Consider the following 23,284-nt stretch of genomic DNA (forward strand, 5'->3'; position numbering starts at 1 on the left):
GGTGAGGAGATGGACCTCGACGCGCTGCCCGGCGGCGACCAGGACATTCTTGGCGCCGTGGCCGAACGCTTGTTGGGTTGCTTGCGCGATGCCGAGCGGGTGGTGCTGGTGGCCAATAACCCGGCTATCGAAGCGGTAGACTTCGAGGCCCTCGAGCTCGGGCCGCGCGATGTGGTGGTGAGCTTCAATCTTTGCATCAAATGGCCGTTGCTGAGCAATCGTTGGACCAACGTCTTCGTGCACGGCTTCAATGCGCCCGACCACTATTTTTTCGGCCTGCCCTATTCGCCTGAAGTCCAAGCCCTGTGGCAGAACCCCCAAGGGCGCTGCTTCACTGTACTGGTGGGCGTCGCCGATGCCATGTCAGCGCTGCCTGACGTCACCCTGTTGCGCGAGCGCATGCCGCTGCCGGTTTTGTGGAATTACCCACTGGCCCGCGCCGATGGCAAGCGCTTCGTCGGCCCGACCACAGGCTTCAATGCACTGGTGCTGTTCGATTGGCTGCGGCGCGAGCAAGGGCTGAACTACAAGTTGCTCACCCTGGGCTACTCGAATGAGGCCGGCAAGTTGTGGAGCGGTCATGCCTGGGATTATGAGCGCGCCTGGCTGGCGGCGGCGAACGTCGAGACGATCGCCCTGCACAAGCGCCGTTGGTGGCAACGTATGTTGAAGCGTCGCTGAGACGGCGACTTTCTTTATTTCGGGTTCAAGGTGCAATGCAGTGTTGAAAGTGGCCGTCGCGTTTTTCGGAATTCCCAGGAATTCGGCAATCTGTTTCCCTTCCATCCGCCAGCAGGTGCTGGCACAGATCCCCTCCGGCGCACAGGTGCAGTGCTTCTATCATATGTACCAGGTCGACAGCGTGCAGAACCTGCGCTCCGGCGAGCAGGGTGCATTGATGGCCGACAACTACCAGCCGTTCGCGGCCATGACCGGCGTGCTCGAAAGCAATGACGGTGTGCTGGAACGCTGGGATTTCGAGCGCATCAAGGCGCTGGGAGATACCTGGGCCGACGAGCATGCTTCGGTGCGCAACCTCATTCTGCAACTCAACTCGTTGCATGCCGTCACGGCGATGGTGGAGGCATTCGAGCCTGACTTCGTGGTCTTCGTGCGACCCGACATCGAATACCACAGCCCGCTGCCCAGCTACGTGTTCAAGCATGCCGAGGCTCGGCATTTGAATGCCTATATTCCCGACTGGCAGTGGTGGGGTGGGCTCAATGACCGTTTTGCCATCTGCGGGCGAGACGTTTATCGGGCCTATGGTCGCCGCGTCGAGCAGATTTTCGAATTCTGTGCTGCCACGGGCCGCAAGTTGCATTCCGAGCGTTTGCTGAAATTCGTGTTGCAGGGCGCCGGGGCCAAGGTGTGCCTGTTGCCGACCACGGCGTCACGAGTGCGGATCAACGGAGCCTACGCCGAGGAGGATTTCTCTGGCAAGCACGGCATGGGCAAGCGCGAAAACCGCTATTTCCATCTGTTTGCGCGCCTGCGCACCTGGGCCGACAAGCGTCGGGGGTGACATCCGCGTCACCCTGGCAAATGCCCCCGCACCATGCGCACCAGCTTGCGCGCCTTGACCCGCAGGCGCACCAGGCCGGTCCGCTGGTTCTTGGGCAGCACCAGGCCTTGCTGCTCGACCCAATCCTTCCAGCGAATGCGCTCATCGCGCACCACCCAGCCTTCCTGGGCGGCGAAGCTTTCAGCCAGGAACACCCCGCGAGTGCTGGCCGGGATCAGCTTGTCGCGCTTGAGGGTATAGAGCTTGGGCACCGGCTTGCCGTCCAGCAGGGGCAGCAGATAGAGGTCGGGGCGACGGCGGTCGAGGTGCGTCTCGAGCTGGCCCTTGTCGAGTTTTTCGTCGACATGGAACAGGCTCAGCACCTTCGCTTCGCGGGGGATCTCCAGGCGCAGATCGTAGACCAGCTGCAGGGATGCGGTGGGGAGGTGCACGTAGGCCCGCGGGCGCTCGATCAGGTTGAGGCTGCCACAGCGCACCGGCTTGGCTGCACCCATGCGCGGGCTGAGGGTGAAGGGTGCGGATTCTCGGTAGCGCAGAGTGGGCTCGTAGGGTGCCGGTAGCCAGGTGTCCTTGAAGCGGCCGTTGAGCCAGCCGTCGGGGGTTTCCAGCAGGCACTCTTCGGCCACTTCCTGCACGGCGGTGTGCAGCGGCAGGTTGAGTTCGTGGGCGGGCACGTAGCCGGAGATCAGCTTGAGCACCACATCGCCACGGTCCACGCGGCGCTGGCGCACCAGCACCCAATAGTCGCGGTTCTGCCAGTTGAGGGTCAGGCGCACCGACACGCCGAGGTTGGCCAGTTCGATGGAAAAACGTTGCGGATCGTCGATGGCGACCGGCTTGCGGCGCTCGAGCGTCTGGGCGAAATTCAGCGGCATACCGACCCCTTCGTAGCTCAGGGAGTCGGCAGTGGCTTCGACGAACAGGGGCAGTGTCTTGAAGTTGCTGGGGTTCTTCTTTTTAAGCAATCGCGGCATGTCGGCTCCTTCTGGCGTCGGGGTCGGCCGCGACGGCGGCGCTAAGGGCGGCGTAGCACGGACGCCGCCGTATTGACGTTGTGGGCAAGGTGCAGCGGGTTGATCGTCCCGACAATAGCACTGGCGATGCCAGGGCGGTCAAACAACAATTCGAAGCTGGCGCGCACTGGGTCGACGCCTGGGGTCAGGCAGACGTGGCCGCTGGCCAGGGCCTTTTTCACCAGAATGCCCTTGCCATGTTGCTGCGCGTGGTCGATGACTGGCGCCTCCGATTGCTCGCTCAGGTTATAAGTGACCATGGCGCAATCGCCGCGTTCCAGGGCCTTGAGGCCGCCGGCCACGGTTTTGCCGGAAAAGCCGAACGCCAGTAGCTTGCCTTCGCGCTTGAGTTGCTCGAGGGTGTCATAGACGCCGGTCTGTTCGAGTATGAACAGGTCGTTGCCATCGGAGTGCACCAGAACCATTTCCAGATGATCTGTTTCGAGACGTTTCAGGCTGCGCTCAACCGAAAGGCGGGTGTGCTCGGCGCTGAAGTCGAAGTGCGATTGGCCGCCTGCGAATTCTTCACCGACCTTGCTGACGATCACCCAGTCATTGCGTTGCCCGCGCAGCAGCGGGCCCACGCGTTCTTCACTGATGCCATAGGCGGGCGCGGTGTCGATCAGGTTGATGCCCAGGCCGCGTGCCTGGTTGAGCAGGGCGCGGGCTTGATAATCGTCGGGGATGGTGAAGCCGTTGGGGTATTTGACCCCTTGGTCGCGGCCCAGCTTGACAGTGCCCAGGCCTAACGGCGAAACCATCAGGCCGGTGCTGCCCAGCGGGCGATGCAGGTCGTGCAGGGTGGCGATAGTCATGGCAGCAGTTGCTCCCAAGGGGTCTGCCCGAGCGCCGGACGCGGCAGCTCGGGCAAGGTAGCAGAGGCAGCGGGGACGATGGCATCGCGTTGCAGCGCGCTGATCACCCGTTCGGCGAAGTCCGGCGCCAGTGCCAGTTTGGTCGGCCAGCCCACCAGCAGGCGCCCTTGCTCAGCGAGGAAGGCGTTGTCCGGGCGCACCAATCCGGATTGAGCGGGCTCGGCGCGGTTGACCCGCAGGGTGGCCCACTGCACCTGGCTGAGGTCGATCCAGGGCAGCAACTGACCGAGTTCCTTGCGCGCGGCGGCGATCTGCGCGGCGGGCTCACGGGCCACGCCGTCGGCTTCGGCGATATCGCCGCCCAGGTACCAGACCCACTGGCCATCGGCTGCCGGGTGGCTGGTCACGGTGATACGCGGTTTCGGCCCACCCCCCAGGCAGTGGGCGTACAGCGGCTTGAGGCTGGCACCTTTGGCAAGGATCATGTGCAGCGGGCGGGTCTGCATCTTCGGCTGCTGGATATCCAGCGCCTGGAGCAGATCGGCGGTGCCTTCGCCGGCGCTGAGCACGATACGCTGCGCGCGAATTTCCCGGCCGTCGACCATCAGGCCGCAGAGCTGATCGCCGTCATGCAGCGGGACGATGTGCTCGCCGGCCATGAGGCTGTCACCGCCGAGTTCGGCCAGACGGGTGATCACGCTTGGCACATCCACCACCAGCTCGGCCAGGCGATAGACCTTGCCCTTGAAAGCTTTGTCCTGCAGCGCCGGCGGCAACTGATCGCCTTTGACCTGGTCGACACGGCCGCGCACCGCCTTGCTGGCGAAGAAGCTGGTGAGGTTGCCGGCCAGGGTCCCCGGCGACCACAGGTAGTGCGCCTCGGACAACAGCCGGGCGCCGCGCAGATCCACTTCCCCAGCGCCGGCAAAGGCGTCGCGCCAGCGCTGCGGCATTTCGGCGATGGCTTCCGAGGCCCCGGTGAGCGCGCCATGCAGCGCATATTTGGCGCCGCCATGGATGATCCCCTGGGACTTGAGACTCTGCCCGCCACCCAGACCTGCACGCTCCACCAGCACGGTCGAGTAGCCCAGGCGGCGCAAGCGCGCATTGAGCCACAGCCCGGCGACGCCGGCGCCGACGATCAGGACGTCAGTGTTGAGAGCGGATGGCATGCTGGGGACCTCGATGGCAGAGACAGGGCGGCAGTATACAGGCACGAGTGATTCGGTGATCTCTTCGCGGGCACAGGCAGCGATCAATGCCCCGCCGTATTCGAAAACAACTGAATGACCACCACCCCGCAGACGATCAGCCCCATCCCTAGCATCGCCGGCACATCGAGCTTCTGCCCATAGATGAACAACGCCGCGATGCTGACCATGACGATGCCCATGCCCGCCCACACCGCGTAGGCGACGCCCACCGGAATGCTGCGCACCACCAGCGTGAGCATCCAGAACGCCGTGGCATAGCCGAGGATGACCAGGATCAGCGGCAGCGGTGTGCTGAAACCCTTGACGGCTTTCATCGAGACGGTAGCGATCACTTCGGCGCAGATGGCGATCGCAAGATAGTAGTAGGCAGTCATGGTAAATCTCCCAGATTGGATGCCAGCCCTTCGCTGCAGGCAATGGCGGTATTTTCGCGTCTTCGCCAAGTGCGGTACAGTCATTACCTATCTGTACAGGAGATAGGTCGTCATGGCCCAAACTCAATGGAATCTCGAACAGATCCGCCTGTTCGTCAAAGTCGCTGAACAGCGTTCGTTTTCAGCGGTGTCACGGGATCTGCACCGTGCCCAATCGGCGGTCAGCAGCGCCATCGCCTTGCTGGAAGCGGACCTTGGGGTGGTGCTGTTCGAGCGCAGCAGTGGCCGTCAGCCGCAACTCACCGAGGCGGGCAGGGCGCTGCTCGACGAGGCCCGCGAGGTACTGCGCCAATGCGAGCGCCTCGATGGCCGGGCGCTGGCGTTGATGCGCGGGCAGGAGGCGCAATTGCGCCTGGCGCAGGATGAGGCAATGCCCTATCAGCCGGTGATCGACGGGCTGCAAGCCTTTGCCGGGGCCTTCCCGGCGGTGCAGGTGCACATCGCCAATGCCGCCCAGGGCGACGTTGCCAGGCGCCTGGTGGATCGTCATGCCGACCTGGGCTTGCTGTTTCGCCACGAGCAGATTCCTGCCGAGTTGGAGAGGCGCGCGCTAGGCCGGGTCGAGATGGTCACCGTGTGCCCCAGCGGGCATCCGCTGGCGGGGGAGCCACGGGTCAGCCGCCAGCAGTTGGCGCGCCACCGGCAGTTGCTGATCGCAGTGCAGAGCAGCGGATTCCCCGGCGGCGAGGCGATCAGCCCGCACATCTGGCGCGCCGACAGTTTCTACATGATCGCCGAATTGCTGCGTTGCGGCCTGGGCTGGGCCTGGCTGCCGCGTCATGTGGTGCAATACCCGGCCTACCAGGGCTCGATGGTCGAGCTGGTCAGCGATTGGACGCCGCCGCCCTTGGTGGTTGAGTTGGCGTGGCGGCGTGATGCGCCGCTGGGGCCGGCGGGGCAGTGGTTGGCGGAGCGCTTTGCGCTGGAGTTGCAGGCGATCGGTTGAGGGTAATTGCGGGCCTCTTCGGCGGCGAAAGGGCCCTCAGATTCGCCATAGGTGCCAAGCACCTGACGCCAAGGTAAACTCCGCCGCCATGAACAGAACTCTCTACACCCTGCTGTTTCACCTCGGCCTGCCGATCCTGGCGATACGCCTGTGGCTGCGCGCGCGCAAAGCGCCGGCCTATGCACGGCGCATCCGCGAACGTTTCGGTTTCGGTCTGCCACCGATGCAGCAGGGTGGCATCTGGGTCCACGCGGTCTCGGTGGGCGAGAGCATCGCCGCCGCGCCGATGATCCGCGAGCTGCTCAAGCGCTATCCGCAGCAGGCCATCACCGTGACCTGCATGACGCCCACTGGCAGCGAGCGCATCCTCGCGCTGTTCGCCCACGAGCCGCGCATCCAGCACTGCTACCTGCCCTATGACTTGCCATGGGCATCGGCGCGTTTCCTCGATCACCTGCAGCCTCGGCTGGCGGTGATCATGGAGACCGAACTGTGGCCCAATCATATTCATCAATGCGCCCGTCGCGGCATTCCCGTTGCCTTGGCTAACGGTCGCCTGTCGCAACGTTCCGCTCGGGGCTACGCGCGCTTTGCCGGCCTGACCCGGCCGATGCTGGCCGAGCTGAGCCTGCTGGCGATCCAGACCGAAGCCGAGGCCGAACGCTTTCGGCAATTGGGCGCGCGGCCTGAATGCGTACAGGTGACCGGCTCGATCAAGTTCGACCTGACCATCGATCCCGCCCTGGTCGCGCGTGCCGGCGCATTGCGCAGTCAGTGGCAGGCCGGCAGCCGCCCGATCTGGATCGCCGCCAGCACCCACGAAGGCGAAGATGAGGTCATCCTCAACGCGCATCGACAGTTGCTCGCGACCCACTCCGATGCGCTGCTGATACTGGTTCCGCGCCACCCTGAGCGTTTCAATAGTGTTTTCAGCCTGTGCGCGCAGCAGGGCTTCGCCACGGCCCGGCGCTCCCTTGAGCAGCCCGTCGATGCGCAGGTCTCGGTGCTGCTGGGCGATACCATGGGCGAGCTGCTGTTCCTCTATGCCTTGGCCGACATCACCTTCGTCGGCGGCAGCCTGGTGGCCAACGGCGGTCACAATCTGCTCGAACCGGCGGCGCTGGCCAAGCCGGTGCTCAGCGGCCCGCACCTGTTCAACTTCCTCGAAATCGCCGCCATGCTGCGCAGTGCCGGTGCCTTGCAAGAGGTCGACGACGCCGACGGCCTGGCCACCGCCGTACAACGCCTCATCGAACTGCCCCGCGACGCCGCAAAAATGGGCACGGCGGGCGTGGCGGTGATGAAGGCCAATCAGGGGGCGCTGGAACGGTTGCTCGCGGGGTTGGCGCGGTTGGTGTGACGCTGAGTGGCGTGTCTGAACCCCGTCTCAGAAATCTCTTACAGGTGCTTGGGAAATAGCCCTCTCTGATTCTGGTTATTCCGTCGCCGTGTGCTGAATACGCTGACATCGTTGCCCTCTCGCTGTTGCAGAGTGAGTTGAGTCAATTCGAGGAGGCGTTGCTTCGGGCAATGGTGAAGGCGGTTATTTCTTTTTCTTCGCCGGCGTCAATAATGCCTGCGCCGCAGCGGCCAGATCCGGCGGCAGGAAGTCCTTGTCCGGGTTGTAATCCGGCTTGAGATAACGCGCCAGGTCTTGCAGGTCCTGCGGGCTCAAGGTCCCGGCGGCTTGCTTGAGACGCAGATTGTCGAGGATGTAGTCGTAGCGCGAATTGTTGTAATCGCGCACCGAGGCGTACAGCTGGCGCTGGGCGTCGAGCACGTCGACGATGTTGCGGGTGCCGACCTGATAGCCGATCTCGGTGGCTTCGACGGCGCTCTGGTTGGAGATGATCGACTGCTTGCGGGCCGCCACCTCTTCCACGTCGGTGTTCACTGCGCGGTGCAGATTGCGGGTGTTCTCGACCACCTGGCGGCGCAGGCTTTCACGCTGTTGCTCGCTTTGCACCAAGCGCTGATAGGCCTGGCGGACCTGGGAGCTGACCATGCCGCCGCTGTAGAGCGGGATGTTGACCTGCACACCGATCGAGCGCCGGGACACGTCGCTGCCGTACACCAGGCCCGGGGTCTCGGTCGGGTTGCTGAGCTGGAAGTTGTCGTTGTCGCCTTTCTCGTATTGCGCCACCAGATCCACCGTGGGCGCGTGCCCGGCCTTGCGCTGGCGCAGGGTTTCTTCGGCGGCGGTGACGGCGTAGTTGCTCGCCAGCAGGTTGAGGTTCTGCTGCGAAGCGGTGTCGACCCAGGCCTTGGCGTCGTTGGGGCTCGGCGTCAGGATCGGCAAGGTATGCACGATGCCCTGCAAGGCGATGTACTCGCGGTTGGTCAGGGTCACCAAAGCCTGCAAGGCGTCGTCGACCTGGCGTTGTGCGGTCAGCCGCGAAGCGCGGGCGGTGTCGTAGCTGGCCTGGGACTGCAGCACATCGGTCTTGTCCGACAGGCCGACATCGAAGCGGCCGTTGGATTGGTCGAGCTGGCGCTTGAAGGCCGCTTCTTCGGCCTTGGTCGCGGCCAGGGTGTCCTCGGCACGCAGCACCGCGAAATAACTCTCGGCGCTTTGCAGGATCAGGTTCTGCTCGGTGGCCGACAGCTGCAACGCCGCCTGTTCATCCTGGGATTTCGCGGCCTTTAGCTGGAACCAGCGGTCGGCGCGAAAGATCGGCTGATTCAGGGTCGCTCGATAAGAGTTGCCGCTGCGATTGAGCACCTGTTCAGGTTGGTCCAGCGCAGTGCGCGTGTTGTTGATATCGCTGCCCAGTGACAGGTTCGGCAACAGCCCGGCGCGGGCCTGGGGGACGTTCTCGCGTGTTGCGGCATAGTCGGCGCGGGAGGCCGCCAGGTCGGCGTTGTTGCTGACCGCTTCTTGATAAACGCTCACCAGATCGGTATTGCTCGCCAGGGACGGTTCGGCCGCCCATGCGCTGGCATGTGAGGCACAGGACACGGCAAGCGCCAGTGAGAATTTGCGCAACATTGATTCAGTCCTTGAGGGCGAAGTCTTGTTAGAGGGGGCGCTGCGAGTGTAGTTGCGTGGCCGTCCGGCAACAATCGGCTATTTGCGCCAAATACCGTTCATGCACAATGGATTGGCAAAGTGCAGCGCGCTTGACTAGACTGGCCGGGTTCTTGTCGGGGTGCCTTGCGTTAAGAGGCTGAGATCGGATAATTCCGGATCCCGTTGAACCTGATCAGGTTGATGCCTGCGTAGGGAACAAGATTTCTCGTCACCCGGCGAGTCCTCTTGTGTCGCGTTCGGGTTGTCGTTCGAGCATTCGAGCGGCTGCACGAGACTCGGCACAGCACCGCTCCAGGTGCATCCGTGCCATTCAGGTTCGCTCCGACATTCCGCCGCTGGATGCTGTCTGGAGAGCCGTGATGAGTAAACAAGAAAAATCCACCGTGCACCTGAGCGAGTCGGCCAAAGTCGATTCCGGATCAGTGCAACCCTTCACCCGTTCGCAAAAAATCTACGTTCAGGGCTCACGCCCGGATATCCGCGTGCCCATGCGCGAAATCAGCCTTGACGTTACTCCAACTGACTTCGGTGGCGAGATCAACGCCCCCGTCACCGTCTACGACACCTCCGGCCCCTATACCGATCCGACCGTCACCATCGACGTGCGCAAGGGCCTGGGCGATGTGCGCTCGGCATGGATTGATGACCGTGGCGATACCGAGCGTCTCTCGGGCCTGAGCTCGCACTTCGGTCAGCAGCGCCTGGACGACGCCGAGCTGACCAAGCTGCGTTTCGCCCACGTGCGCAACCCGCGCCGGGCCAAGGCCGGTGCCAACGTCAGCCAGATGCACTACGCGCGCCAGGGCATCATCACCGCCGAGATGGAGTACGTGGCCATCCGCGAAAACATGAAGCTGGCCGAAGCGCACGCCGCCGGCCTGCTCAAGGCCCAGCACGCGGGCCACAGCTTCGGCGCGAGCATCCCGAAAGAGATCACGGCCGAGTTCGTGCGCGAAGAAATCGCTCGCGGCCGCGCGATCATCCCGGCCAACATCAACCACACCGAGCTGGAGCCGATGATCATCGGCCGCAACTTCCTGGTGAAAATCAACGGCAACATCGGCAACAGTGCGCTGGGCTCGTCGATCGAAGAAGAAGTCGCCAAGCTCACCTGGGGCATTCGCTGGGGTTCGGACACGGTCATGGACCTGTCCACCGGCAAGCACATCCACGAGACCCGCGAGTGGATCATCCGCAATTCGCCGGTGCCGATCGGCACAGTGCCTATTTATCAGGCCCTGGAAAAAGTCGGCGGCGCCGCTGAAGACCTGACCTGGGAGCTGTTCCGCGACACCCTGATCGAACAGGCCGAACAAGGCGTCGACTACTTCACCATCCACGCCGGCGTGCTGTTGCGCTATGTGCCACTGACCGCCAAGCGCGTCACCGGTATCGTCAGTCGTGGCGGTTCGATCATGGCCAAGTGGTGCCTGGCGCATCACAAGGAAAACTTCCTCTATACGCATTTCGACGAGATCTGCGAAATCATGAAGGCCTACGACGTCAGCTTCTCGCTGGGTGACGGCCTGCGCCCAGGCTCGATCGCCGATGCCAACGACGAAGCGCAGTTCGGCGAGCTGGAGACCCTCGGCGAGCTGACCAAGATCGCCTGGAAGCACGACGTGCAATGCATGATCGAAGGCCCCGGCCACGTGCCGATGCAGTTGATCAAAGAGAACATGGACAAGCAGCTCGAGTGCTGCGACGAGGCGCCGTTCTACACACTGGGGCCGCTGACCACTGACATCGCACCGGGCTACGACCACATCACTTCGGGCATCGGCGCGGCGATGATCGGCTGGTTCGGCTGCGCCATGCTCTGCTACGTGACGCCCAAGGAACACCTGGGGTTGCCGAACAAGGATGACGTCAAGACCGGCATCATCACCTACAAGATCGCCGCCCACGCAGCGGACTTGGCCAAGGGGCACCCGGGCGCGCAGATCCGCGACAACGCCTTGAGCAAGGCGCGCTTCGAATTTCGTTGGGAGGACCAGTTCAACCTCGGCCTCGACCCGGATACCGCGCGGGCCTACCACGACGAAACCCTGCCGAAGGACTCGGCCAAGGTGGCGCATTTCTGCTCGATGTGCGGGCCGAAGTTCTGCTCGATGAAGATCACCCAGGAAGTGCGCGAATACGCTGCCAATCAGAAGATCGCGGCGGTGGACCTGGAGGTCGAAGAGGGCATGCGCGAGCAGGCTGCACGCTTCAAGCAGGAAGGTAGCCAGCTCTACCAGAAAGTCTGATCGCGATGCCGCAGATACCGGTGCTGACACCGGTATCTTCAGTGTTTCGGCGGGCCTTTTCGCGAGCAAGCTTTGCTCCCACAGTGCCGTTCACCGGCAGATCCAGCGTCGTACGCGTGTGGGAGCAAGGCTTGCCCGCGAAGGGGTCGGCCAGTCTGGCATCGATTCGACCCCATTAAATCCATCTCTCCCGAGATCCCCAATCAATTGAACACACCCAGCACCTATTCCCCCGATATCGCCGTCCCCGCCAGTCAGCGGGTGTTCGGCGCGCGTGATCTGTTTTCCCTGTGGTTCTCCCTCGGCATCGGCCTGATGGTCTTGCAGACCGGCGCCTTGCTGGCACCGGGGCTGGGCCTGAGCGGTTCGCTGCTGGCCATCTTCCTCGGTACGGCGGTCGGCGTGTTGCTGCTGGCCGCCGTGGGCGTGATCGGCACCGACACCGGCCTGTCGGCCATGGCTACCCTCAAGTTGAGCCTGGGCCGCCACGGTGCCACGCTGCCGGCGCTGCTCAATCTGCTGCAACTGATCGGCTGGGGTTCGTTCGAGATCATCGTCATGCGCGATGCCGCCAGCCTGTTGAGCGCCGGGCATTTCGGCGAAGCCAGCGCTTTGGCCAATCCGCTGTTGTGGACCTTGATATTCGGCGCACTGGCGACCCTGCTCGCGGTGAGCGGGCCCTTGACCTTCGTGCGTCGCGTGCTGCGCAAGTGGGGCATCTGGCTGCTGCTGGCGGCGTGCCTGTGGCTGACCTGGAACCTCTTCGCCAAGGCTGACTTGGGCATGCTGTGGGCGCAGGCCGGGGATGGCAGCATGCCGCTGGCAGTGGGCTTTGACATTGCAATCGCCATGCCGCTGTCATGGCTGCCGCTGATTGCCGACTATTCGCGATTCGGTCGCCGCGCCAAAAGCGTCTTCGGCGGCACCGCGCTGGGGTTTTTCATCGGCAACTTTTGGCTGATGAGCCTGGGCGTCGCCTACACCCTGGCGTTCGCCCCGAGCGGCGACACCAACGCCTTGTTGCTGGCTCTGGCCGGTGCTGGCTTGGGTATCCCGCTGCTGTTGATTCTGCTGGACGAGTCCGAGAACGCTTTCGCCGACATCCATTCGGCGGCGGTGTCCACGGGCATGCTGACCCGACTCAAGGTCGAGCATCTGGCGCTGGCCATCGGCGTGCTCTGTACGCTGATCGCCTGCTTCGCGCCGCTGGCGCAGTACCAGAACTTCCTGCTGTTGATCGGCTCGGTGTTCGCGCCGCTGTTCGGCGTGGTGCTGGTCGACCACTTCGTGCTGCGCCAGCGCCGCGCACCGGATGCCTCATCAGGATGGCGCTGGCCGGCACTGCTAGCCTGGCTGGGCGGGGTCAGCACCTACCATCTGCTGGCCAACCTGTATCCGGACGTGGGTGCGACCCTGCCGTCACTGGTACTCGCTGGCCTGTTGCACGGGCTGCTGGGCCGGGCTTTCAGCCGCGGCCGGGGAACAGTTCGGGCTTGAGGATGCCGTTGAGGCGCGGGTAAGGGATCTTCAGTTCGATGTGGCCCATGGCATAGGGCGCGATGGTGTTCACATCGTACTTGAGGATCAACGCGCCGTAGGTCAGGGCGATGTTCGGGGTCTTGCGAAATGGCCACGTCTTGGCGAAGTTCGGGTCCTGGTCGGTGACTTTGGTCGCGGCCATCCAGCCCTGTTGTGCCAGCTCGGCGTTCTTCCAGAAGGCATCCTCCTGGCCTGGCACCAGCATGTCATCCAGACGCAAGGCCTTGCTCTGGGCCCGCGAATAGTTGATGAATCCACGCCCTGGGGTCGGCATGTTGCGAGTGTCGCCGGTGTCGACATAGCTCGACAGCTCGACGATCACCAGACCGTCATGCTGCTCCCGTACCTTGGCCTGCAGATAGCTGCTGGTGTGCGCGGGCGCCTGGGCCAGATACTGCTGCTCGTATTCCTGCAGTGAATTGGTGTTGGCGGCGACTGGCGAGGTGCGGGTCAGGTCCAGCAGGCGGCGCTGGACCATCATGTCCAGCTGCGGCTCGTCGGGGAAATGCACGGTGTCGATATTCACCAGCGGGCAGTCGGCACCCGCGCAGCCCGGCTTGAGGTGTTCAAAGGCGTCACGCTTGACCTCCAGCGGCTTGTGCAGATTGGGCGTGAACAGGCTTTGGCACGCGCCCAGGCTGAGCGCCACAGCGGTGATGGCAGAAAGTTTGAGAAGCGGTGACATGCTGATCCTTCGTGTTGATTCGCGCGTGTTGGTTGTGGCTCAAGGGCCCTTTGCGGGCAGAGCCCGTTCCCACAATGGCGCAGCGTATGTCTGTGGGAGATTCTATGGTTTGGGCCCATTGCAGCGGCACTGATAGTCGGCTTTGCACAAATTTGCTGATTCGACTCTGTGCAACGCAGTCAGTTCGCCACTAAGCTCGATGAGAGTGTGGCGCCATAGTAGGGGAGCGCTGCTCGGGAGGCCAGTCGACGGGCCGTGGCTGAGCATATTTTCACCGAAACTGCAAATGGACGAAGGGGGCTGCACCGCAGCGGTGGGCGCGTTAGGATGGTGCGTTGCTGCAAGGTCTGACGACGAGGAAACCCATGACTGACGCGAATCACTCCGTACCCAAGGCTGTCGAGATCGAGCAGCGCGAGAATTGCTACAAGGGCTTCTACAAGCTCGACAAGGTGCTGCTCAAACACGAGCTGTTCGCTGGTGGCATGAGCCGCACCATCTCGCGCGAGCTGTTCGTGCGCCACGATGCGGTGTGCGTGCTGCCCTACGATCCGCAGCGTGACGAAGTGGTGCTGATCGAGCAGTTTCGCGTCGGCGCCTTGGACAAGGCCGCTAACCCTTGGCTGATCGAGATGGTCGCTGGTCTGATTGATACCGATGAACAGCCAGAAGAAATTGCACACCGCGAGGCACAGGAGGAAGCTGGGCTGTCGCTGGCGGCGCTGTGGCCCATCTCGCGGTATTTCCCTTCGCCGGGGGGCAGCGACGAATTCGTGCATCTGTATCTGGGGCGCTGCAGCACCCAAGGCGTGAGCGGCATTCACGGGCTGGAAGCAGAGGCCGAGGATATTCGTGTCCGCGTCTGGTCCTTCAGCGACGCCTTGCAGGCGGTCAAAGACGGCAAGATCAACAATGCGGCAACGATCATCGCCATTCAATGGCTGGCGTTGAACCGCGAGGAAGTCAGGGGGTTGTGGAAGTGAATAGGTTGCGCGAACGCTACCGGGTCGATCTGATCGGGTTGCAGGCGGCCTGCGAGGCCAACTATGCACGCTTGATGCGCCTGTTACCGGACATGCGCAACCAGCAGCATTCGCGCCGTATTGCCGTGAGCCAGGGTGACCAGATGCTGGGCATCCTTGCCCTGAACGTGCTGCAGGCCTGCCCGTACACCACCACCTTGCAGGTGCGCCAGGAGCTCAGCCTGCCTTGGCTGCCGGTGCCCAGCCTGGAGGTGCAGGTGTACCACGATGCGCGCATGGCCGAGGTGATCAGCGCCGAACACGCGCGGCGTTTCCGTAGTATTTATCCGTACCCGAATGCACACATGCACCAGCCTGACGAGAAGGCCCAGCTCAACCTGTTCCTGGGCGAATGGCTGAGCCACTGCCTGGCCTGCGGTCACGAGCATGAACATGTTCGCTAAAGGCGTTTGTGCATTAGATGCAGTGCGCTAAACACTTGTTTGCCGCTCGATTTGCCCCCTTGCCTCATCCCTACCATAATCCCAGCTGAATCCGTTCAAGGAGACGGCCTTGCCGAACCCCTCTGCAGCATCCGTTGCGCCGTTGATCGTGCAGATTACCGATCCACACCTGTTTGCCGATGCAGACGGTCGCCTGCTGGGCATGAATACCCGCGACAGCCTGGAAAAGGTCATCGACAAAGTGCTGCTGGAGCAGCCACAGATCGACCTGTTGTTGATTTCTGGCGACTTGACCCAGGACGGCACGGTGGCCTCTTACAACGCGTTCAAGGACATGAGCGCGCGTATCCCGGCAACCAGGACGCGCTGGTTCGCCGGCAACCATGACGAGCCATTGGTCATGGAAGAGGTCGCTCAGGGCACGGACCTGCTGGACCCAGTGGTCGATATCGGCGCCTGGCGCATCACTCTGCTCAATTCGGCGGTGCCGGGTTCCGTGCCAGGGCGCCTGGCCCCCAGCGAGCTGGAGTTGCTGGAGCGATCGCTGAAAGAGGCGCCCGACCGTCATCATCTGGTCTGCCTGCACCATCATCCGATATCGATCGACTGCAAGTGGATGGAACCGATCGGCCTGCGCAACGCCGATGCGCTGTTCGCGATCATCGACCGCTACCCGCAGACCAGAGCGCTGCTGTGGGGGCATATTCATCAGGAAATCGATCAGCCTCGGGGCAACCTGCGGCTGATGGCGACGCCCTCTACCTGCATCCAGTTCAAGCCACGCAGCGATGATTTCGCCCTGGATGATTTGCCGCCTGGCTATCGCTGGTTGCGTTTGCAACCGAGCGGCGAGATTGAAACCGGGGTGTCCCGAGTCGAGGGCTATGTCTTCAAGCCCGATTTTTCGAGCGATGGTTACTGATCCTTCGTCAGACACCGCCCGCTCCCACAGGGCTGAATAGGGCAGAACTCCGGGCATTTCCTGTAGACTGCCCACCTTTGCCACATGACCCAGGGGGCCTCGGGTGTCCGCTTCCATTCTTTATATCCATGGCCTCAACAGTTCGCCGGCATCGCTCAAGGCGCGGCAACTCTCCGCCGCCCTGCAGCGCATGGGCCTGGCCGATCAATTGCGGGTGCCAGAGCTGCATCACCACCCGCGCCAGGCCATCGCCCAATTGCACGCCGATATCAAAGCGCTCGGCGGCACGCCACTACTGGTCGGCAGCTCCCTCGGCGGCTACTATGCAACCCACCTGGCCGAGCGCCTGGGCCTCAAGGCCCTGCTGATCAATCCGGCGGTCAACCCCCACAAGCTGTTCAAAGGTGTTCTGGGCCCCCAGACCAACTTCTACAATGGCCAGACCTGGGATCTGACCCTGGACCACATCGAGGCGCTCAAAGCGCTGGAGGTCCCGCCGCCGCACAGCGCCGAGCGCTACCAGGTGTGGCTGCAGACGGGCGACGAGACCCTCGACTATCGCCACGCCGAACGCTTCTATGACGGCTGCGATCTGCGCATCGAAGTCGGGGGCGACCACGGCTTCCAGGGCTTCGCCGAGCACCTGCCACAACTGTTCGCATACGCGGGCATTGCTGCAAAGGCTTGGGAAGGGATAGATTTCGCTGCGCTTTGAGCTTTTGCAAGGGCACCCGGCCCAGCGCCCGGCGCCCGGCTCACTTTTGATTACCCCACTTTGACGACGAGACCCCATGGCCAATCCCAGCGCTAGCTCTTATAACGCAGACGCCATCGAAGTCCTCTCGGGCCTCGACCCGGTGCGCAAACGCCCGGGCATGTACACCGACACCAGCCGGCCGAACCACCTCGCCCAGGAAGTCATCGACAACAGCGTCGACGAAGCCATGGCTGGTCACGCCAAGAGCATCCAGGTCATCCTTCACGCCGACCACTCGCTCGAAGTCAGCGACGACGGCCGCGGCATGCCGGTGGACATCCACCCGGAAGAGGGCGTCTCGGGGGTCGAACTGATCCTCACCAAGCTGCATGCGGGCGGTAAGTTCTCCAACAAGAACTACCAGTTTTCGGGCGGCTTGCACGGTGTGGGTATCTCGGTGGTCAACGCCCTGTCCAATCAGGTGCGAGTCAAGGTCAAGCGTGACGGCAACGAATATCAGATGACCTTCGCCGACGGCTTCAAGGCCAGCGAGCTGGAGATAGTCGGTACTGTCGGCAAGCGCAACACCGGCACCAGCGTGTATTTCGCCCCGGACCCGAAGTACTTCGATTCGCCCAAGTTCTCCATCAGCCGCCTCAAGCACGTGCTCAAGGCCAAGGCCGTGTTGTGCCCGGGGCTGCTGGTCAGCTTCGAAGACAAAAGCAGCGGCGAGAAGGTCGAATGGCACTACGAAGACGGCCTGCGCTCGTACCTGATCGACGCCGTCAGCGACTTCATCCGCCTGCCCGAGGAGCCGTTCTGCGGCAGCCTGGCCGGTAACAAGGAGGCCGTCGACTGGGCGCTGCTGTGGCTGCCCGAAGGCGGCGACGTGGTGCAGGAAAGCTACGTCAACCTGATCCCCACGGCTCAGGGCGGCACCCACGTCAACGGCCTGCGCCAGGGTCTGCTGGATGCGATGCGCGAGTTCTGCGAGTTCCGCAACCTGCTGCCGCGCGGCCTCAAGCTGGCCCCGGAAGACGTCTGGGAGCGCATCGCCTTCGTGCTCTCGACCAAGATGCAGGACGCGCAGTTCTCGGGCCAGACCAAGGAGCGCCTGTCGTCCCGTGAAGCCGCCGCGTTCGTGTCCGGGGTGGTCAAGGACGCCTTCAGCCTGTGGCTCAACGCTCACCCCGAACTGGGCCTGCAACTGGCCGAGCTGGCCATCAGCAACGCTGGCCGCCGCCTCAAGGCCAGCAAGAAGGTCGAGCGCAAGCGCATCACCCAAGGCCCGGCATTGCCCGGCAAGCTGGCCGATTGCGCCGGCCAGGACCTGGCCCGCACCGAGCTGTTCCTGGTCGAGGGTGACTCCGCCGGCGGTTCGGCCAAGCAGGCGCGAGACAAGGAATTCCAGGCCATCCTGCCGCTGCGCGGGAAGATCCTCAACACCTGGGAAGTCGACGGCAGCGAAGTGCTGGCCAGCCAGGAAGTGCATAACATCGCCGTGGCCATCGGTGTCGATCCGGGCGCCGCGGACATCAGCCAGCTGCGCTACGGCAAGATCTGCATCCTCGCCGACGCCGACTCCGACGGTCTGCACATCGCGACCCTGTTGTGCGCATTGTTCGTCCAGCATTTCCGCCCGCTGGTGGATGCCGGCCACGTGTACGTCGCCATGCCGCCGCTGTACCGCATCGACCTCGGCAAAGAGATCTACTACGCCCTCGACGAAGCCGAGCGCGACGGCATCCTCGATCGCCTAGTGGCCGAGAAGAAGCGGGGCAAACCGCAGGTCACCCGCTTCAAAGGCCTGGGTGAAATGAACCCGCCACAGTTGCGCGAAACCACCATGGACCCGAACACCCGGCGCCTGGTGCAATTGACCCTGGAGGACTACCCCAAGGCCTCGGAGATGATGGACATGCTGCTGGCGAAAAAACGCGCCGGCGACCGCAAGACCTGGCTGGAGACCAAGGGCAACCTGGCCGAGGTGCTGACCTGATGCGTGCGGCGTTGGCAGCCTGGCTGCTGATGACGCTGTGTTTGGCCACGACGCTGGCAACCGCCGCTCCGGTGGAGGAGCTGCGGCTGCTCGGCGAACACCCGGTCGAAGGCATGCGTGACGGCAATCTGTCGGGCCTGGCGATCTGTGGCGGCGAGCTCTATACCGAGTCGGACCGCGACGATGATCGTATCTATCGCCTGGATACCCGCCAGCCGGTGTGGCAGGCCGAGGCGCAACGTTTCGACGTGCCGACGCCTGCGCCCAGCGGCCTGAGCTGGGGCATGAACGTGCGCACCTGGGCCGCGGGCTTCGTGCGCGGTGGCACCCTCGACTTCGAGGGCATCAGCTGCGACGCCGCCGGTAATCGCTATCTGGTCAGCGAGGCGCGCGCGCAAGTGCTCAAGATCAGCCCCGAGGGCGAGGCGCAGTGGCTGAACATCAGCCCGGCGCTGGTCCGTGAAGCCCGTGCGGCAGGGTTGCTGGCGCATTTCAATGCGATTTTCGAAGGGCTGGCGATCAATCCGGCGGGCGATCAGCTGTGGTTGGCCGCCGAGCGCTCGCGCCGCGGCTTGCTCAAGGTCAACTTGCACGGGAGCGAGTGGACCTGCGACGGCGCCTGCGTGCTGCTCAGCGAAGACGGCGTGCAAGCACGACCGGACGCCGCCATGCCTAGCGACATGCCGCTGGTGATCGATTTCTCCGACCTGGCCTGGTTCAACGGCAAGCTCTACACCCTTGAGCGCAACGCCTATCAGATCTGCCGGCGTGACACCCGCACCGTGGCCGTCGAGCGCTGCTGGTCGTTCGCCGACGCGGCCCTGACCCCGGCCCGGCGCTACGCCAAACCCTATGGTGTGGCCGAGGCGCTGGTGGTCGACGCCCAAGGCGCCTGGATCGGCAACGACAACAACGACTGGGCTCGTGGCGATGGCGATGTCCGCCCCATCGTCTGGCGCTTTGCCGCCCCGGTCGACGGCTGGGAGGCACGCCCTTGAGCGCGGCGCCACCGGGGCGGCGCGCCGGTCGGATCTTGCTGATGGTGGCGTGGATTGCCGGGCTGTTCCTGGCCACGCGCTATTTTGCCGGCCGTGAAGAGCACGAAGCCAACCCCAACACTCAGGTCAGCTCCGCGCACGGCCAGGGTTATATCGAGGTGCAACTGGCCGGCAATCGCCAGGGGCATTTCGTCGCCAGCGGCATGATCAACCAGTTGCCCGTGCAGTTCATGCTCGACACCGGCGCCACCGACGTGGCGATTCCGGCCAGTGTCGCCAGCCAGCTGACCTTGCAGCGCGGCATGCCGGTGCAGATCAACACCGCCAACGGCCGCAGCGAGGGCTATCGCACCCAGCTCGATCGGGTGAAACTGGGCGATATCGTCCTGCGTGACGTGCGCGCGGTGGTCACCCCGGGGCTGGACGGCGACCAGGTATTGCTGGGCATGAGCGCCCTGAGACAACTTGAATTTACCCAGCGCGGTGGCAACATGCTGCTGCGCCAGACCACACAATGATGAGGCCCGCATGAGCGACTCCCTTGATCTCAGCCTGGACGGTGTAGAACGCCGGTCGCTGGCTGACTTCACCGAACAGGCCTACCTCAACTACTCCATGTACGTGATCATGGACCGCGCCCTGCCGCATATCGGCGATGGCCTCAAGCCGGTGCAAAGGCGCATCGTCTACGCCATGAGCGAGTTGGGGCTGGACGCCGATTCCAAGCACAAGAAATCCGCCCGTACCGTGGGTGATGTGCTGGGTAAATTCCACCCCCACGGCGACTCTGCCTGTTACGAAGCCATGGTGTTGATGGCGCAGCCGTTCAGCTATCGCTACACCCTGGTCGACGGCCAGGGCAACTGGGGTGCGCCGGACGATCCCAAGTCGTTCGCCGCCATGCGCTATACCGAGGCGCGGCTGTCGCGTTATTCCGAAGTGCTGCTCAGCGAGCTGGGCCAGGGCACCGCGACCTGGGGGCCGAACTTTGACGGCACCCTGCAGGAGCCGCTGGTGCTGCCGGCGCGCCTGCCCAACATCTTGCTCAACGGCACCACCGGTATTGCCGTGGGCATGGCCACCGACGTACCGCCGCACAACCTGCGCGAAGTGGCTGCGGCCTGTGTGCGCCTGCTCGATGAGCCCAAGGCCACCGTCGCGCAACTGTGCGAGCACATCCAGGGCCCGGATTATCCGACCGAAGCGGAAATCATCACCCCGCGTGCCGACCTGCTGAAAATCTACGAGACCGGCCGTGGCTCGGTGCGCATGCGCGCCGTGTATCACGTCGAGGACGGTGACATCATCGTCACCGCCTTGCCGCATCAGGTCTCCGGCGCCAAAGTGCTCGAGCAGATCGCCGCGCTGATGCAGGCCAAGCCCTCCAAGCTGCCGCAAGTGGCCGACCTGCGTGACGAGTCGGACCACGAGAACCCGTGCCGCATCGTCATCATTCCGGTCAACAGCCGCGTCGACCATGAAGTGCTGATGCAGCACCTGTTCGCCAGCACCGAGCTCGAATCCAGCTACCGGGTCAACGTCAATATCATCGGCCTCGACGGCAAGCCGCAACTCAAGAACCTGCGGGCCTTGTTGCTGGAATGGCTGGAGTTCCGCGTCGAAACCGTGCGCCGACGCCTGCGTTTTCGCCTCGACAAGGTCGAAAAGCGCCTGCACCTGTTGGACGGTTTGCTGATCGCCTACCTCAACCTCGACGAAGTGATCCACATCATTCGTACCGAGGAGCATCCGCGGGCCAAGCTGATCGAACGCTTTGCCCTCAGCGAGGTGCAGGCCGACTACATCCTCGATACCCGCCTGCGACAACTGGCGCGCCTCGAAGAAATGAAGCTGCGTGCCGAGCAGGATGAACTGCGCAAGGAGCAGGCCAAGTTGCAGGCCTTGCTGGGCAGCGAAGCCAAGCTCAAGAAGCTGGTGCGCAGCGAGATCATCAAGGACGCCGAAACCTACGGCGACGAACGTCGTTCGCCGATCGTCGAGCGTGCCGAAGCCAAGGCCCTGTCGGAAAACGAGCTGTTGCCCAACGAGAAAGTCACCGTGGTGCTTTCGGAAAAAGGCTGGGTGCGCTCGGCCAAGGGACACGACATCGACGCGACGGGGCTGTCCTACAAAGCCGGCGATGGCTTCAAGGTCGCGGCAGCGGGGCGTTCCAACCAGTTTGCGGTGTTCATCGACACCACCGGGCGCAGCTACTCGGTACCGGCGCACACCTTGCCGTCGGCCCGGGGCCAGGGCGAGCCGCTGACAGGGCGCCTGACGCCACCGCCGGGGGCCAGCTTCGAATGCGTGCTGATGCCGGAGGACGATGCGTTGTACGTCGTGGCCTCCGACGCCGGCTATGGCTTTGTGGTCAAGGGCGAAGACCTGCAGGCCAAGAACAAGGCCGGCAAGGCGCTGCTCAGCCTGCCCAATGGGGCCAAGGTGATGGCGCCACGACCGGTGGTCGACCGCGAGCAGGATTATCTGGCCGCCGTCACGACGGAAGGTCGTCTGCTGGTGTTCAAGGTCAGCGACCTGCCACAACTCGGTAAAGGAAAGGGCAATAAGATCATTGGCGTGCCCGGTGATCGGGTGGCCAGTCGTGAAGAATACGTCACCGATCTGGCGGTGCTCGGCGAGGGTTCGACCCTTGTATTGCAGGCCGGCAAGCGTACTCTATCGCTCAAGGCCGACGATCTGGAGCACTACAAGGGCGAGCGTGGGCGGCGTGGCAACAAGCTGCCGCGGGGCTTCCAGCGGGTCGATGCGTTGTTGGTCGAAAACGCTGGTTAACGTTCGGTACTCGGGCCGATCATGTCCATTCGGTCAGATCGGCAGAGAAGCACTGGAGTCACGGCGAATATTCACGGATGATATGGCCCCTTGAGGTGTCGGCGTGGCCGAGCACCCAGACGAATTTCGACAGTATCACTGCGGCAAGCCTTGAGGCGGCCGCCTGGATGGGATGATGACTTTTCTGCGCCTTCCGCTCGTTTTATTGCTGACTGGTGTGCTTGGCCTGGCGGGTTGCAGCGTGCATCAGCCGGTGGCGTTGTATCAACTCGATAGCGGCAATCCGGGGCAGCCAAAGGCGACCAGCGGTATGTCGGTGCTGCTTGGGCCGGTGTCGGTGGCCGATTACCTGCAACGTGAAACCCTGTTGCAGCGCCATAAGGACGGCAGCCTCACGGCTTCCACCGATGGTCGCTGGGCTGGCAGCCTGGCCTCGGATATCGATCAGTTGCTGGTGCGCCAACTGGCCTGGCGGCTCGACAGCCCTAAGGTGATGCTGGCGCCGAAGCCGGCCAATTTCAGCCCGGATGTCCAGGTTTTGCTGTCCATCACCCGTCTGGATTCGGGCGATGGCCAGCCAGCGGTGCTGGACGCGCAATGGCGGGTGCTCGATCGCCGTGGCCTGGTGCGTGACAACCGCATCGTGCATCTGGAAGAGAAGCACACCGATGGCACCGCCGCGCAGGTGCAGGCCCAGGGCGTATTGTTGCAGCGTCTGGCCGAGCAATTGACGGCAGCGGTCAAGCCGTTGGCCAATCAGCCGGCGCTGGCGCAGGAGCCGCGCAAGGCAGCCCCTGAACCCGCTGCCCGGGAAGACAAACCGAAGATGCCGCTGGCGACGCCGATTCGTACCGATATGGAAATCTATCGGTTCTGATAAAAGCACCGCTCACAAAAAACCCGCATTGCAGAATGCGGGTTTTTTTGTACTGGTCGGCGCGTCAGGGCTGGTCTGTTCGCGAGCAAGCTTTGCTCCCACAGTGTCGTATTCAACTGCG

The 23,284-nt window shown here is 63.5% G+C and carries 21 protein-coding genes and 1 riboswitch; of the genes, 15 read left to right on the forward strand and 6 right to left on the reverse strand.

The genetic code is table 11. The annotated features are described in order from the left end of the window. The first annotated feature begins 9 nt into the window (after nt 1-9). Nucleotides 10-681, forward strand: a complete 672-nt coding sequence (locus LIX93_RS12025; protein WP_226504462.1) for a hypothetical protein — start codon at nt 10-12, stop codon at nt 679-681. Nucleotides 682-721: 40 nt separating this feature from the next. Further along, a complete protein-coding gene (locus LIX93_RS12030; protein WP_226504255.1) occupies nt 722-1,525 on the forward strand; it encodes a hypothetical protein in 804 nt (267 codons plus the stop codon). An 8-nt stretch (nt 1,526-1,533) separates the two neighbouring features. Here the strand turns inward: LIX93_RS12030 and LIX93_RS12035 are convergent, their stop codons facing one another. The 4 genes from LIX93_RS12035 to LIX93_RS12050 all read right to left on the reverse strand — a co-directional run bounded on the left by LIX93_RS12035 (nt 1,534) and on the right by LIX93_RS12050 (nt 4,941). Then, a complete protein-coding gene (locus LIX93_RS12035) occupies nt 1,534-2,499 on the reverse strand; it encodes a metal ABC transporter ATPase (protein ID WP_226504256.1) in 966 nt (321 codons plus the stop codon). Between the two features lie 41 nt (nt 2,500-2,540). Further along, nucleotides 2,541-3,353: an aldo/keto reductase gene (locus LIX93_RS12040; RefSeq protein WP_226504257.1), complete on the reverse strand. Its 813-nt coding sequence runs from the start codon at nt 3,351-3,353 to the stop codon at nt 2,541-2,543. After that, on the reverse strand, nt 3,350-4,525 hold the full coding sequence (locus tag LIX93_RS12045; protein WP_226504258.1) for an FAD-dependent oxidoreductase: 1,176 nt from the start codon (nt 4,523-4,525) through the stop codon (nt 3,350-3,352). The genes LIX93_RS12040 and LIX93_RS12045 overlap by 4 nt, the downstream gene beginning before the upstream one ends. 83 nt (nt 4,526-4,608) lie before the next feature. Continuing rightward, a complete protein-coding gene (locus LIX93_RS12050; protein WP_226504259.1) occupies nt 4,609-4,941 on the reverse strand; it encodes a multidrug efflux SMR transporter in 333 nt (110 codons plus the stop codon). Between the two features lie 112 nt (nt 4,942-5,053). Here LIX93_RS12050 and LIX93_RS12055 point away from each other — a divergent pair, with 112 nt between their 5' ends. Together LIX93_RS12055 and waaA are read left to right on the forward strand one after the other, a co-directional pair. Then, a complete protein-coding gene (locus tag LIX93_RS12055) occupies nt 5,054-5,947 on the forward strand; it encodes a LysR family transcriptional regulator (RefSeq protein WP_226504260.1) in 894 nt (297 codons plus the stop codon). A gap of 88 nt (nt 5,948-6,035) precedes the next feature. Further along, nucleotides 6,036-7,307: a lipid IV(A) 3-deoxy-D-manno-octulosonic acid transferase gene (waaA, locus tag LIX93_RS12060; RefSeq protein ID WP_226504261.1), complete on the forward strand. Its 1,272-nt coding sequence runs from the start codon at nt 6,036-6,038 to the stop codon at nt 7,305-7,307. Nucleotides 7,308-7,490: 183 nt separating this feature from the next. Here waaA and LIX93_RS12065 read toward each other — a convergent pair whose 3' ends face one another. Continuing rightward, on the reverse strand, nt 7,491-8,936 hold the full coding sequence (locus LIX93_RS12065; RefSeq protein WP_226504262.1) for a TolC family outer membrane protein: 1,446 nt from the start codon (nt 8,934-8,936) through the stop codon (nt 7,491-7,493). Between the two features lie 146 nt (nt 8,937-9,082). After that, nucleotides 9,083-9,190: riboswitch (TPP riboswitch) on the forward strand. 147 nt (nt 9,191-9,337) lie between these two features. On the opposite strand from LIX93_RS12065, the gene thiC reads away from it, so the two are divergent. Together thiC and cytX are read left to right on the forward strand one after the other, a co-directional pair. Beyond that, a complete protein-coding gene (thiC, locus tag LIX93_RS12070) occupies nt 9,338-11,227 on the forward strand; it encodes a phosphomethylpyrimidine synthase ThiC (protein WP_226504263.1) in 1,890 nt (629 codons plus the stop codon). A 207-nt stretch (nt 11,228-11,434) separates the two neighbouring features. Continuing rightward, the gene (gene cytX, locus LIX93_RS12075; protein WP_226504264.1) at nt 11,435-12,724 is read left to right on the forward strand and encodes a putative hydroxymethylpyrimidine transporter CytX; all 1,290 of its coding nucleotides are present in this window, start codon (nt 11,435-11,437) and stop codon (nt 12,722-12,724) included. Here cytX and LIX93_RS12080 read toward each other — a convergent pair. Further along, nucleotides 12,693-13,451 (reverse strand): RsiV family protein, encoded by a 759-nt coding sequence (locus LIX93_RS12080; RefSeq protein WP_226504265.1) that lies wholly within the window; start codon nt 13,449-13,451, stop codon nt 12,693-12,695. The genes cytX and LIX93_RS12080 overlap by 32 nt on opposite strands. 365 nt (nt 13,452-13,816) lie before the next feature. Between LIX93_RS12080 and LIX93_RS12085 the strand changes: the two genes are divergently transcribed. From LIX93_RS12085 to LIX93_RS12125, 9 genes are all read left to right on the forward strand, one after another. Continuing rightward, the gene (locus LIX93_RS12085) at nt 13,817-14,434 is read left to right on the forward strand and encodes an NUDIX domain-containing protein (RefSeq protein WP_226504266.1); all 618 of its coding nucleotides are present in this window, start codon (nt 13,817-13,819) and stop codon (nt 14,432-14,434) included. After that, the gene (locus LIX93_RS12090) at nt 14,425-14,877 is read left to right on the forward strand and encodes a DUF1249 domain-containing protein (protein WP_226504267.1); all 453 of its coding nucleotides are present in this window, start codon (nt 14,425-14,427) and stop codon (nt 14,875-14,877) included. Before LIX93_RS12085 ends, LIX93_RS12090 begins: the two co-directional genes overlap by 10 nt. Nucleotides 14,878-14,986: 109 nt before the next feature. Then, the gene (gene cpdA, locus LIX93_RS12095) at nt 14,987-15,799 is read left to right on the forward strand and encodes a 3',5'-cyclic-AMP phosphodiesterase (protein WP_226504268.1); all 813 of its coding nucleotides are present in this window, start codon (nt 14,987-14,989) and stop codon (nt 15,797-15,799) included. Nucleotides 15,800-15,902: 103 nt separating this feature from the next. Beyond that, on the forward strand, nt 15,903-16,514 hold the full coding sequence (locus LIX93_RS12100) for a YqiA/YcfP family alpha/beta fold hydrolase (protein WP_226504269.1): 612 nt from the start codon (nt 15,903-15,905) through the stop codon (nt 16,512-16,514). Between the two features lie 76 nt (nt 16,515-16,590). Beyond that, the gene (parE, locus tag LIX93_RS12105; protein ID WP_226504270.1) at nt 16,591-18,495 is read left to right on the forward strand and encodes a DNA topoisomerase IV subunit B; all 1,905 of its coding nucleotides are present in this window, start codon (nt 16,591-16,593) and stop codon (nt 18,493-18,495) included. Then, complete coding sequence (locus LIX93_RS12110; protein WP_226504271.1) at nt 18,495-19,493, forward strand: esterase-like activity of phytase family protein; 999 nt, start codon at nt 18,495-18,497, stop codon at nt 19,491-19,493. The genes parE and LIX93_RS12110 overlap by 1 nt, the downstream gene beginning before the upstream one ends. A 41-nt stretch (nt 19,494-19,534) precedes the next feature. Beyond that, on the forward strand, nt 19,535-20,011 hold the full coding sequence (locus LIX93_RS12115; RefSeq protein WP_226504463.1) for a TIGR02281 family clan AA aspartic protease: 477 nt from the start codon (nt 19,535-19,537) through the stop codon (nt 20,009-20,011). A gap of 10 nt (nt 20,012-20,021) precedes the next feature. After that, entirely contained in the window at nt 20,022-22,286 is a 2,265-nt protein-coding gene (gene parC / locus LIX93_RS12120; RefSeq protein WP_226504272.1) for a DNA topoisomerase IV subunit A, read from the forward strand. 172 nt (nt 22,287-22,458) lie between these two features. After that, a complete protein-coding gene (locus LIX93_RS12125) occupies nt 22,459-23,163 on the forward strand; it encodes a PqiC family protein (RefSeq protein ID WP_226504273.1) in 705 nt (234 codons plus the stop codon). Nucleotides 23,164-23,284: the final 121 nt, after the last annotated feature.

Source organism: Pseudomonas sp. MWU16-30317, assembly GCF_020515695.1.
Taxonomy (GTDB): domain Bacteria; phylum Pseudomonadota; class Gammaproteobacteria; order Pseudomonadales; family Pseudomonadaceae; genus Aquipseudomonas.

What these genes read in the sequence shown, in the direction of transcription:
- LIX93_RS12065 (WP_226504262.1), bottom strand. Translation starts at nt 8,936, where the DNA reads ATGTTGCGCAAATTCTCACTGGCGCTTGCCGTGTCCTGTGCCTCACAT.
- LIX93_RS12080 (WP_226504265.1), bottom strand. Translation starts at nt 13,451, where the DNA reads ATGTCACCGCTTCTCAAACTTTCTGCCATCACCGCTGTGGCGCTCAGC.
- LIX93_RS12115 (WP_226504463.1), top strand. Translation starts at nt 19,535, where the DNA reads ATGGTGGCGTGGATTGCCGGGCTGTTCCTGGCCACGCGCTATTTTGCC.
- LIX93_RS12045 (WP_226504258.1), bottom strand. Translation starts at nt 4,525, where the DNA reads ATGCCATCCGCTCTCAACACTGACGTCCTGATCGTCGGCGCCGGCGTC.
- LIX93_RS12085 (WP_226504266.1), top strand. Translation starts at nt 13,817, where the DNA reads ATGACTGACGCGAATCACTCCGTACCCAAGGCTGTCGAGATCGAGCAG.
- LIX93_RS12110 (WP_226504271.1), top strand. Translation starts at nt 18,495, where the DNA reads ATGCGTGCGGCGTTGGCAGCCTGGCTGCTGATGACGCTGTGTTTGGCC.
- LIX93_RS12055 (WP_226504260.1), top strand. Translation starts at nt 5,054, where the DNA reads ATGGCCCAAACTCAATGGAATCTCGAACAGATCCGCCTGTTCGTCAAA.
- LIX93_RS12050 (WP_226504259.1), bottom strand. Translation starts at nt 4,941, where the DNA reads ATGACTGCCTACTACTATCTTGCGATCGCCATCTGCGCCGAAGTGATC.
- waaA (WP_226504261.1), top strand. Translation starts at nt 6,036, where the DNA reads ATGAACAGAACTCTCTACACCCTGCTGTTTCACCTCGGCCTGCCGATC.
- thiC (WP_226504263.1), top strand. Translation starts at nt 9,338, where the DNA reads ATGAGTAAACAAGAAAAATCCACCGTGCACCTGAGCGAGTCGGCCAAA.
- LIX93_RS12025 (WP_226504462.1), top strand. Translation starts at nt 10, where the DNA reads ATGGACCTCGACGCGCTGCCCGGCGGCGACCAGGACATTCTTGGCGCC.
- LIX93_RS12035 (WP_226504256.1), bottom strand. Translation starts at nt 2,499, where the DNA reads ATGCCGCGATTGCTTAAAAAGAAGAACCCCAGCAACTTCAAGACACTG.
- parC (WP_226504272.1), top strand. Translation starts at nt 20,022, where the DNA reads ATGAGCGACTCCCTTGATCTCAGCCTGGACGGTGTAGAACGCCGGTCG.
- LIX93_RS12040 (WP_226504257.1), bottom strand. Translation starts at nt 3,353, where the DNA reads ATGACTATCGCCACCCTGCACGACCTGCATCGCCCGCTGGGCAGCACC.
- LIX93_RS12125 (WP_226504273.1), top strand. Translation starts at nt 22,459, where the DNA reads ATGATGACTTTTCTGCGCCTTCCGCTCGTTTTATTGCTGACTGGTGTG.
- parE (WP_226504270.1), top strand. Translation starts at nt 16,591, where the DNA reads ATGGCCAATCCCAGCGCTAGCTCTTATAACGCAGACGCCATCGAAGTC.